Here is a 9676-nt window from a genome sequence, read left to right as displayed (position 1 = left end):
CCGAGGCCCGAACCGAGGCCCGAACCGAGGCCCGAACCGAGGCCCGAACCGAGGCCCGCACCGGCGCCGACCGCAAGCCGATCCATCTCGCCGCCCACTTCCCGGGCGTCAACAACACCACCGTCTGGGCCGATCCGCGCTCCGGGTCCCAGATCGACTTCTCCTCCTTCGAGAAGCTCGCCCGTACCGCCGAGCGCGGCAAGTTCGACTTCTTCTTCCTCGCCGAAGGGCTGCGGCTGCGCGAACACAACGGTCTGATCCACGACCTGGACGTGGTCGGCCGCCCGGAGTCCCTCACCGTGCTGAGCGCGCTGGCCGCCGTCACCGAACGGCTCGGGCTGGCCGCCACCGTCAACGCCACCTTCAACGAGCCGTACGAACTGGCCCGCAGACTCGCCACGCTCGACCATCTCAGCGCGGGACGCGCCGCCTGGAACGTGGTGACCTCGTCCGACACCTTCACCGGGGAGAACTTCCGGCGCGGCGGCTATCTCGACCGCGCCGACCGTTACACCAGGGCCGCCGAGTTCGTCGCGACCGCCCGTGAGCTGTGGGACTCCTGGACACCAGCCGGGCCCGGCTCGCCGTACGGCACGCCTCGGCCCTTCGCCCACTCGGGACCGCAGTTCGAGATCGAGGGCGAGTTCACCGTCCCGCGCCCGCCGCAGGGCCATCCCGTGGTGATCCAGGCGGGCGACTCGGACGAGGGCCGGGAGTTCGCCGCGTCGGCGGCCGATGTGATCTTCAGCCGCCACGGCACGCCGGAGGAGGGCCGCGCCTTCTACACCGACACCAAGGCCAGGCTGGCGAAGTACGGCAGACAGTCGGCCGATCTCAAGATCATGCCCGGTGTGACCTTCGTCCTCGGGGACAGCGACGCGGAGGCGCAGGAGCGGGCCGTCGAGATCCGCAGACAGCAGATCTCCCCGCAGAACGCGATGCTCGCGCTGGAACAGGTCTGGGGCCGCGATCTCTCGGCGTACGATCCGGACGGGCCGCTGCCCGGGATCGATCCGGACCCGGACTCGGCACTGGTCCAGGGCCGCGTCCGGGTCGCGGATCCGCTCGCCGTCGCGGCCAGGTGGCGGGCGCTGTCGGAGGCCAAGGGCCTGTCCATCCGGCAGACCGTCATCGAGACCACCGCGCGGCAGTCCTTCATCGGGACGCCGGAGACCGTGGCCGGCGCGCTCGACACCTTCGTCCAGACGGACGCGGCGGACGGATTCATCCTCGTACCGCATCTCACGCCGGGCGGTCTGGACGACTTCGTGGAGCTGGTGGTGCCGCTCCTCCAGGAGCGCGGGGCCTTCCGCACGGAGTACGAGGGCGAGACGCTGCGGTCGCATCTGGGACTTCCCGATCCGCTACGGAGGCTGAAACGGTATGACGACGGACATCGGTACGGAGACTCATACGGGCGCGGGCGCGGGCGGGGACGCGGGCGCTGACAGCGCGGCCGAGGAGTGGCGGAGCTGGCACGAGCGCCGTACCGCCACGGTCGCGGCGCCGTACGGACCGCTCGCGCTCGTCGGTACGCACTGGCTCGCCGATCATCCCGAGGGACGGCTGCCCGGAGTTCCGGGGCTCTGGCGCGAGGACGGCGATGGCGAGGGCGAGCACGAGCGCGAGGGCGACGGCGATGGTGACGGTGCTGGTGTGGTGCTGAGCGCGGCCGACGGCGACGGGCTCACCGCCGACGGCCGGCCGCTCACCGGAGAGATCCGGCTCACCGCCGACAGCGGTCCGTTCGAGGCGTCGCGGATCGCGGCCGGGGAGCACAGACTCGTCGTACTGCGCCGCGAAGGACTCTGGGCGGTGCGCGACGTCGATCCGGGATCCGCCGCGCGGCGCACGTTCCGAGGGATCGAGGCCATGGTGTACGACGCGGAGTGGGAGCTGCCGGGCAGGTTCCGGCCGTACGACGAGAGCCGGACCGTCCTGGTCGAGAACGCCGACGGGCGTGAGCGGGGCCTCGGTCTGGGCGGTGAGATCGCCTTCAGCGTGGGCGGTACGGAGCACACTCTCCAGGTCGCGGTGGAGGCGGACGGCTCGCTCTGGGCGGTTTTCGCGGACGCCACCAGTGGAAAGGACAGCTACCGCTTCCGCTTTCTGCGCCCGGCCGCTCCGGCCGAGGACGGGACGGTGACCGTCGACTTCAACCGCGCGCTGCTGCCGCCGTGTGCCTTCGCGGACCACTTCATCTGCCCGTTCCCACCGCCCGGCAACACACTGCCGATCCCGGTCCCGGCGGGCGAACGTACGGTCGTGGGCTGAGCCGCTGTACGGATCTGCCGTTGCCGTTGCCGTGCCGTTCCACGTGACCCGACCTCGGTGCGCGGCCAAAAGCCGCCCTTGCGGCGGGAGTTGAAGGCCCTGATACTCCCGAGCAGCGCTGGCGGGGGCGTGCGCTCCGTCCGGGACGGACGGTCGTCCCCGGCCGCGCCTCACGGGCCCGTACCCCACGGAGGGCCCTCGATTCCTTCCGGGAGGAACGCCAAGTGAGGATCAAGCGCACCATCCGCCGCGCCGACGGGCTCAGGCGTATCCGTACGTTCGCCATGGTCACCGGACTCCTCACCGCCGTGGCGCTCGCGGTGCCCGCGGCCAACGCCGGTACGGTCCGTGCCACCGGCGCGAGCGGGCTCGCCGCCATCGGTGACGCCGTCCTGGACGCCGGCGTGACAGGCATCGCATGGCACGCAGACCCGGCCGCCGACGAGGTCGTCGTCACCGCGGACAGCACCGTCTCCACTGCGGAGATCGCCGCGATCGAGCAGGCCGCGGCTCCTCACGCCCGGGCGCTGCGCTTCGAGCGTACGGCCGGCCGGCTCTCCACCCAGCTCTCCGGCGGTGACGCCGTCTACACCGGGAGCGCCCGCTGTTCGGTCGGTTTCAATGTCGTCAGCGGCAGCACGTACTACTTCCTGACGGCGGGACACTGCACCACCGGTACCTCGACCTGGTACGCGGATCCCACGGGCAACACGGTGGTCGGCACCACGACCGGAAGCAGCTTCCCCAGCCGTGATTTCGGCCTCGTGCGGTACACCAACCCGTCGATCCCCGTGCCCGGCACCGTCGGCACCGCCGACATCACCGGCGCGGCCAACGCCACCGTCGGGATGCCCGTCACCTTCCGCGGTGCCGTCTCCGGTGTCCGCAGCGGCGTTGTGATCAGTCTCAACAACACGGTCAACTACGGTGGCGGACAGGTCGTCAACGGACTGATCCGTACCAATATCTGCACCCAGCCCGGCGACAGCGGCGGCGCGCTCTACTCAGGCACCCTCGCCATCGGGATTCTCTCGGGCGGCAGCGGAAGCTGCTCCGGCGGCGTCGGTACCTCGTACTTCCAGCCGATCGTCCCGGCACTCAGCACGTACGGCGTCAGCGTCTACTGACCGGCCTGGCCCCGGCCCGGCGCCCGCCCGGAGCCGCTCCGCACTCCCGCACGCCCTCCGCCGCCACCGTCGAGCCCCCGTCCGGTCTACTGGGCGGGGGCCCGCCCTTGCGCGGTTCTGAGACACTGTCGTGGTGGTCGGCCACAGGGTGGACGGGGGCTGTGGAGCAGTGGAACGTATCGGAGTGACCGGTCACAGAAACATCCCGGCCGAGGCCTACGCGCATATCAGGGCCGCCATCCAGTCCGTACTCCGCGGCCATCAGGGCTCGTTGGAGGCGCTCTCCAGCCTCGCCGCGGGCGCGGACCAGCTCTTCGCGGTCCTCGCCCTGGACCACGGAGCCCGGCTCACCGCCGTCATTCCCAGCGGTGACTACGAGGACGGCTTCGACGACCCGGCGGAACTCGCCGGCTACCGGCGGCTCAAGGACCGGGCCACGCTGGAGGTACGGATGGACTTCCCGCACTCCACGGACGAGGCCTACTACGCGGCGGGCACCTACATCGCCGACAACTGCGACCGTCTCCTGGCGGTCTGGGACGGCCTCCCGGCCCGCGGCCTGGGCGGCACGGGCGACATCGTGCGTTACGCGCGCGAGCGCGGAAAGCCGGTGACGGTGATCTGGTGCGAGGGCGTCAAACGCGCCTGAGAGAGCCGTGCGCGCACGTCGGCCCGCGACGAGGACCCCTCAACCGAGGTGCGAGCGTCGCCACAAGCCGCGTCGACGGCGACAACACCAGTAGACGCCGGCCGGGGCGGCCTGCCTCAGTTCCCCGCGACCGCCTCCGCCGCAGCGTCCAGAGCCCGTCCCCACGGGAACGCGGCAGGGCGCCCGTTCTTCGGCGGATGCGACTCGTATCCATCGGGACCGTCCAGGTACCGGACGCCTTGCGCTCGCAGGTCCGCGATGCTTCGGGCAACCGCTGGCTGGGCGCCCTGGGCCCGATTGAAGAAAGGCATCGCCAGCACGGGCACGCCCATGTTCACGCCCTCCGACACAAGTCCTATTGCCAGCGTGTCCGCGATGCCCGCACCCCACTTGTTCAGGCTCGTCGCGGACAGGGGCGCCACCAGCATCGCGTCCGCCTTCGGCAGGGCGTCAGACTGCCACGGCAGCTTGTACTGCGACCGCACCGGATGTCCTGTCAGCTCCTCCAGCTCGACCATGCGGGGCTCCCACCAGCGGGCCGCCGACGGCGTCAGGATCAGACAAACATCCCAGCCCGCGGCCTGAGCCTGCCGGACACCCTCATCGATGTACTGCGTGGGCCCGGCCGCGCACGCAATCAGATAGAGAACTCGTGTCATGCCCGGAGTCCACAGCGTTCCGCAAGGGCGCGCAAGCCCGCGCCTCCCGCGTCATGACCTGCTGCGCGGCCACCTCGTCGGTCTGGTCCGTATATCCGGTCGCACTGGCCACAGCGGCTGTTGACTGTTCTGCTGGAGCCGAGTCGCCGCGGACACCGAATGTTCGGGGAGCCTGCCGGACGGATAGGCTCCCGACCGTGATCGACCTTATGCAGGTGTCCACCGCCACCGAGACCCGCGACCAGGCCGTCCAGCTTGCGCAGTCCCTTGTGCGCGAGCGCCTGGCCGCCGGAGCGCAGATCGTCGGCCCAGTGACATCCGTGTTCTGGCATCAGGGCGAGTTCGGCACAGGCGAGGAGTGGCAGCTCCTCATAAAGACCCACGCCGACCGGTACCCGGCGCTCGAAGCGCACCTGCTGGAACACCATCCGTGGGACAGCCCCGAAGTGAGCGCCGTCCCCATCGTCGCCGGCGCGGAGACATGCCTCCGGTGGGTGGCGTCCAGCACCGACCCCGAATAGACCGTCAGCCCGTTGCCTTCACCGACACGGCATCCACGGCCGGAAGCCCGTGATGGGCGCCGAGGCGCGTGAGCGCCGACTTCCCCCGCCGCTCAGATAAGCGTCGGCCAGCCAGGAGAGCCAGTCGTGCCCGCACAGCACGACGGCCCCCACAAGTGGGGGTTGCTCGGCCGTACCTCCGGAGCCGACTGGCGGTACCGTTCTGAGTGTCAGCACAGAACGGGAGCCACTATGCCCGGCAACACGGACCTGTCCGCAGAGAGCATCGGCGCGCGTATCCGCGAGTTCCGGCTCATCCGCGACTACTCCCTTTCCGAGCTGGGCCGCCGCGCCCACGTCTCCGCAAGCCAGCTCTCCCGCATCGAAAACGGCGAAAGATACCCCAGCGAACCCATCCTCGCCACCGTCGCCCGCGCCCTCGGTGTCGGTGTCTCAGTCCTGCGAGGCCAGCCCTACATCCAGGCCCTCCAAAAGGACAGGCTGGACGCCTTGCTGACCCCGATCAGCACATCGTTTGACGACTGGGACATCCCACCGGACGATGCCCCACCTCCCCGCTCACTCGACGTTCTGGAGGCCGAGGCCGCGCGAGTCGTGCAGCTCCGTGTGAAGGCCGAGTTCTTGGAGATCGCCGAGCACCTGCCGGGGCTGATCAGCGAAGTCGCGATCACCACGCAGATGCACACGGCACCGGGGCACCACCGGGAGCGGGCCCACGACCTGCAAGCAGAGATCTCCCGGACGGCAGCGATCGTCGCCTATCGCCTCGGCTACATGGACCTCGCTCGGCTGGCGCTGGCGAGTATGGCTGTCGCCGCGCCGCAGTCCGGCGATCCGCGACAGGTCGCAATCGAGCGATACGAACGCGCGCAGATGGCAGCGGACAACTCCCGCCTTGACCGGGGTGTCTCGCTGATGCGGCACGCGTTGCGGGACCTGGACGACGACGGCAGCCGCGCCACCAGGGCGGTTCGCGGCACATTGCAGCTCCGGGCCGCTGTTCTTTCCGCACGCAACAGCGACGACGATGCTGCCGACGACTGGCTGGGGGAGGCCGCTGAGCTGGCGGACCAGATAGGGGAGACGCGGGACTACGCCTTGGCATTCGGGCCACTGAACGTGCAGTTGCACCAGATCGCGGCTGCCGGTGACCGGGACGAGCACGCGGAAGCCCTCGACCACGCGTTGCAGGTGCGGTTGCCGGAGGACTACCCGCCGACGAGAGCTGCCCATTACTGGATCGACCGGGCTCGCGCTGAGGCGTGGACAGCGCGGCCTGCGCTCGATTCGCTGTACTCGGCGCGTGATGCGTCACCGCAACTGACGCGCTACCACCACTCGGTACATGAGACGGTCGCGACACTGCTGCGGGGGAACCAGCGTGCGGATGAACGTCTACGGGAGTTCGGAGAGTGGTGCGGCGTCTAGCGCACGTTCTGTAGTCGGTCAAGCCTCTGTGCGTTGCCGATCGCGCAACGCACAGAGGCTTTTACGCGGCAACCATGTGACGGTCAGCCCACCATCCGCTACATGGAGCCGACCATGACACCCCAACAGGCCAGAACAGCCGCTTCCGGCGTTGAAGCCCTGCCGCTCGACTTCGCCACCATGCGCGACACCGCACAGCACGTTCTCGACTTCGGCGATCGACTGCTGGATGAGGACTTGGAGACTGCGGTTCTCCGGCTGCGTGGCCATTTGGCGCTGCTGATTCCGGAGGCGGAGCGCCGGCTCGGGCGTCTCTCCTCGGCCGGTATCGAGGAGGCGCGGCGGCGGCTGGTCGCCGATCCGGGGCTGCTCGGGCCGGGGCGGTACGCGCGGTGCCTGGCGCGGTCGGTCCTCACGCTGTGCACGCACCTGGGGCGAGGCGAAGAGGAGGAGTCCGAAATCCAGGGCGCACCTGCCCCGGAGCCGTGGGCACCGCCGACCGGGACGACCGTGGAACTGGTGGGCGCCGGGCGGTACTGGGACGCCGTACGGGTGCGTGCCGATGTCGGCGAGCGCGTGATCAAGCGACTGGGCGACACCAGCGGGGCGGTCATTCAGGACTCGTACGGGTCGGCCTTCTACTGGCTGGTGACTCCGGGCGCCGCAGACGCATGGGACTTTCCGTCGAAGCAGGTTGTGCCGCTGGGCGTCGCGACGTTCGTGGCCGTACCGCCTCCGCATTTCACGGACAGATCCCGCCGTCTCCGCTGGGTCGTCCCGCCGGCCGTGACGCGCTGTCTGACGAACGCCACGCTGCTGCACGGTGCGCTGGCCGCGGAGATTTCGGTGACGGAGTGACGGCCCGCCCGTCGCTGTCGCCGTCTTCGAGACTCCGGAGAATTCTTCTTCAATGCACTGGCACGGATATGCCTGGACCGGCCCCCGGATCGGTCTCTCCGCACTACGGCAAGATGCCCGGGAGTCCCCGGGCATCGACGTCCAGCCGATCGGCGTCGACGTCCAGTTGAAGCGGATCGCCGAGACCGCCACCGACTTCACCACTCACCGCACCGCCGATGAGGCGTTCGCCTGGCTGGAGGCGACACTTCAGGACTATCCGCGTGCCGCCAGGGATCCGCTGCCCGGGGATGCGCTTGCCGATGTGCGGGCGCGGCTTGACCGCGGCGGGGAAGTCGACTGGTTCTACTACTCCCTCGACGGCCGGTATGTGGAGCGCGCGTTGCGTGTCTGCGCCGGTCCGGGCGCTGTTGAGCCGGAGCCGCATCGGCCTCATAGCGGGTGCCCGCAATCCCCGTAGTCGGGCCGGCGCGGGGGCTTGCATCACACACTCAAGGACCGCGCGTGACACCCGCGCCTCGGCTCAACTGCGGTGCCGTACCAGCCAGTCGGTGTGCTGCGGTGAGACGATGCGCTCGGTCTCGTACACGGCGTTCGCCCACTGCTCCTCGGTCACCATCGTCTCCATCGCCGTGTGCATCGCCGCCAGGTCCTCCTCGACCAACGAGTGTGCGGAGATGAGAGGTTGATGGCGGCGGACCTCACTCCAGGCCAGACAGGCCGCGGCTGACGCAGACAACAGGCCCAGTACGGACGAGGATCCGGTGACCGAGAAGGTGCGCAGTGTGGCCAGGACGAGTGCCAGCAGAGTCAGCAGGGCGATGGTGGCCGACCAGAGCGTGGTGGCGCGGCGCGAGATCACCGTTCTGCGGTGGTACCAGTTGCGTTGTTCGATCAGGCGGTCCCTGACATAGGTCTCCTTGCGTATGGTGAAAGGCTTCTCGCGCAGCAGCCGCATGGGCCCCGTGATCAGTTCGCCGACCGGTCCCAGCACCCCCGTGACACTCCGGTCACCGCCCGAACCGTCGCGCGGATCCTCCCAGCCGACCTTCTTCAGCTCGTTGAGCCCTGCCTCCATCCGGCTGGTGAACAGTCCGGCCGCGTCGGCGGCACCGGTGTCGAAAGGTGCTCCATGGACGGCGTACCGCCAGGACAGTGATTTGATGAACTCCGCGGCAGAGCGGTTGAGTTGCCAGTGCGACTTTGCTCGCTGGCCCGCGGAGCGGAAGGTGAGCAGAAGCACTCCGGCGTACGCCAACGCGCTGAGTGCGCCGATGAGTTGGAACGAGCCCCCCACCTTCCCGCCCCAGGGCAGCGCGGCCAGCGCCGCGCCCACGACGAGCAGCAGGAGCTGGAGGCGGGTGGCCTGGACGGCCTGGCGCTGGCGTGCGATGGCGATGGCGTCCGCGTGATGGAAGAGAACCGGCAGATCAGCGTTTCGGAAGACCATGCTGTGCAGTGGTCCGCGTAACTCGGCCATGCGCGCCCCCGTCTGCTGTTTTGTTGTCACCCGAAAGGCGGAACGGTGTACTCCGCTCTGCCTCGTGAATTTCTGACTACGATTTGTCCCGGCATCGAGCGCCTGAGTTGCTGCCCGGGTGAACGAGAGTAAAGTCGAGCCGCTGACACTGCAACGGTGCCGTGTCTCCTCTTCGGACTACATCACCAAGGACGGCCGTCGTGACCTATCAGACCTCTGCCACCTTCGCCACTGCGAAGAAGAACAGGACTCCCCTCGCGGAGATCGATGTACGCGACGCCGGTGTCGCCAAGAAGCTCGGACGCGTGCTGCCCATGCCCACCGGTCGCACCGCGCGCGTCTCAAGCTTCAATTCCGCCCTCTGACTGGCGCAATGACAGGCCCGGGGTCCCATAGACTGGTGTAATGACAGGACCCTTGGTCCCATTTCGCGAGATCGTGTTGAAGGTCCACAGCAGGTGTGATCTCGCGTGCGACCACTGCTACATCTACGAACACGCCGATCAGAGTTGGCGCACCCGCCCCAAGGCAATCTCTGACGAGGCGATCTCATGGACGGCTCTGCGACTGGCAGAGCATGCCAAGGCCCACGCCCTGCCCTCCGTGTCAGTGATCCTGCACGGAGGGGAGCCTCTGCTGGCCGGGCCGGAGCGGCTGCGCCGCGTCTGCGAGGAGCTGAC

The 9676-nt window shown here is 69.1% G+C and carries 11 protein-coding genes and 1 pseudogene; 10 read left to right on the top strand and 2 right to left on the bottom strand.

The genetic code is table 11. From position 1 onward, the window contains the following. Positions 1-80: 80 nt before the first annotated feature. The 4 genes from GA0115259_RS25120 (at position 81) to GA0115259_RS25105 (ending at position 4050) form a co-directional block, all read left to right on the top strand. Positions 81-1448: an NtaA/DmoA family FMN-dependent monooxygenase gene (locus tag GA0115259_RS25120; protein WP_093601242.1), complete on the top strand. Its 1368-nt coding sequence runs from the start codon at positions 81-83 to the stop codon at positions 1446-1448. After that, the gene (locus tag GA0115259_RS25115; protein ID WP_093601238.1) at positions 1384-2274 is read left to right on the top strand and encodes a DUF1684 domain-containing protein; all 891 of its coding nucleotides are present in this window, start codon (positions 1384-1386) and stop codon (positions 2272-2274) included. Before GA0115259_RS25120 ends, GA0115259_RS25115 begins: the two co-directional genes overlap by 65 nt. A gap of 224 nt (positions 2275-2498) precedes the next feature. Continuing rightward, complete coding sequence (locus tag GA0115259_RS25110; protein ID WP_093601236.1) at positions 2499-3401, top strand: S1 family peptidase; 903 nt, start codon at positions 2499-2501, stop codon at positions 3399-3401. A gap of 169 nt (positions 3402-3570) precedes the next feature. Continuing rightward, positions 3571-4050 carry a hypothetical protein gene (locus tag GA0115259_RS25105; protein ID WP_093601233.1) on the top strand — a complete coding sequence of 160 codons (480 nt, stop codon included), beginning with the start codon at positions 3571-3573 and terminating at the stop codon, positions 4048-4050. Between the two features lie 116 nt (positions 4051-4166). Here GA0115259_RS25105 and GA0115259_RS25100 read toward each other — a convergent pair whose 3' ends face one another. After that, positions 4167-4709 (bottom strand): flavoprotein, encoded by a 543-nt coding sequence (locus GA0115259_RS25100; RefSeq protein ID WP_093601231.1) that lies wholly within the window; start codon positions 4707-4709, stop codon positions 4167-4169. 197 nt (positions 4710-4906) lie between these two features. Between GA0115259_RS25100 and cutA the strand changes: the two genes are divergently transcribed. The 4 genes from cutA (at position 4907) to GA0115259_RS25080 (ending at position 7976) form a co-directional block, all read left to right on the top strand. After that, positions 4907-5230 carry a divalent-cation tolerance protein CutA gene (gene cutA / locus GA0115259_RS25095; protein WP_256098127.1) on the top strand — a complete coding sequence of 108 codons (324 nt, stop codon included), beginning with the start codon at positions 4907-4909 and terminating at the stop codon, positions 5228-5230. A 231-nt stretch (positions 5231-5461) separates the two neighbouring features. Further along, a complete protein-coding gene (locus tag GA0115259_RS25090; protein WP_093601229.1) occupies positions 5462-6658 on the top strand; it encodes a helix-turn-helix domain-containing protein in 1197 nt (398 codons plus the stop codon). A gap of 114 nt (positions 6659-6772) precedes the next feature. Continuing rightward, positions 6773-7516 carry a DUF6415 family natural product biosynthesis protein gene (locus tag GA0115259_RS25085; protein ID WP_093601227.1) on the top strand — a complete coding sequence of 248 codons (744 nt, stop codon included), beginning with the start codon at positions 6773-6775 and terminating at the stop codon, positions 7514-7516. Positions 7517-7568: 52 nt separating this feature from the next. After that, entirely contained in the window at positions 7569-7976 is a 408-nt protein-coding gene (locus GA0115259_RS25080; RefSeq protein WP_093601225.1) for a hypothetical protein, read from the top strand. A 63-nt stretch (positions 7977-8039) separates the two neighbouring features. On the opposite strand, the gene GA0115259_RS25075 is transcribed toward GA0115259_RS25080, so the two are convergent. Then, positions 8040-8966, bottom strand: a complete 927-nt coding sequence (locus GA0115259_RS25075; protein WP_093601223.1) for a DUF4231 domain-containing protein — start codon at positions 8964-8966, stop codon at positions 8040-8042. 230 nt (positions 8967-9196) lie between these two features. On the opposite strand from GA0115259_RS25075, the gene GA0115259_RS25070 reads away from it, so the two are divergent. Continuing rightward, positions 9197-9361, top strand: a complete 165-nt coding sequence (locus GA0115259_RS25070) for an FXSXX-COOH protein (RefSeq protein WP_107469256.1) — start codon at positions 9197-9199, stop codon at positions 9359-9361. Positions 9362-9401: 40 nt separating this feature from the next. Beyond that, positions 9402-9676, top strand: a pseudogene (locus tag GA0115259_RS25065) (FxsB family radical SAM/SPASM domain protein); the annotation flags it as partial.

The sequence above is a fragment of the Streptomyces sp. MnatMP-M17 genome, from assembly GCF_900091995.1.
Taxonomy (GTDB): domain Bacteria; phylum Actinomycetota; class Actinomycetes; order Streptomycetales; family Streptomycetaceae; genus Streptomyces.
This window is presented reverse-complemented; position numbering and strand designations above follow the sequence as displayed.